Source organism: Bacillus sp. SIMBA_005, from assembly GCF_046535585.1.
In the GTDB taxonomy this organism is placed as follows: domain Bacteria; phylum Bacillota; class Bacilli; order Bacillales; family Bacillaceae; genus Bacillus; species Bacillus pumilus.
Window position 1 is genome coordinate 1 of the sequence record NZ_JAWRWI010000029.1, and the last position, 926, is coordinate 926.

The 926-nt window shown below is 35.1% G+C and carries 1 tRNA gene; it reads right to left on the bottom strand.

The annotated features are described in order from the left end of the window. A tRNA-Val gene (locus tag SB660_RS18885) sits at positions 1–76 on the bottom strand. Between the last annotated feature and the right edge of the window lie 850 nt (positions 77–926).

A 926-nucleotide genomic window follows, 5' to 3' on the forward strand; every position in this document is an offset into this window, starting at 1 on the left:
TGGTGGAGGATGACGGGCTCGAACCGCCGACCCTCTGCTTGTAAGGCAGATGCTCTCCCAGCTGAGCTAATCCTCCATATTTTGTTGTCATTTCGAATGTCTCTCGATCCGACAAGTAGTATTATATAACGATAAGATATTGTTTGTAAAGACTTTTTTAAAATAATTTTTGAATTAATTTTAACGCTGTTTTTTCATCTTTTCGTTAAGGCACCTAAAGAAGTTTACCACTTGTCTCATCATTTTAAAAGTCTTTTTTTCATTTTTTTATGTTTTTTGGTTAAAAAGCGCTCTAATAACGCTTCATTGATGTAAAATGACCCTTTTCATGTTTTTTATATGCTTGTTTTATTCAATATATCTTCTCATACAAATCATCTAGAGAAGGGATTCTTTTATTATTTTATTTTTTTGAGAAATCATTTTCATATAAAAATATCAGTAAATGATGCTGTTCTTTACTATCTTCAATATTAAAGTGTTACTGGAGGTAACAAGTTAGTTGTTGATTCTTTCTTGTTCTTACTTAGAACGGGCGTAAAAATTAACTGAAGGTGCTCTATGCTCTTTGGCAATACTCAGTTATCTATAGTGTATCTCTAACAGTCCTCTTTATCTGTTGGCTGCCAAAGAAAATCTTATTGGCTGCTGTCTATGCTTTTGGTCTTCATCCTAAACGAATTGAACGACCTACCCACACAACAGCTGCGTTGTTCAATGAAAATACATAAAAGTGAACGGAAGAAAAAATTAGCTGGTCGATGAGGCTTGCTACATCATCACTTCTCACTTTACAAAGCAATTTAATAGAAGTAATTTTTTCAAAAACACAAAAAAGATCAGTTCCAAACGGAACTGATCCTTAGACAAGCTTGGCGGCGTCCTACTCTCACAGGGGGAGACCCCCAACTACCATCGGCGCTGAA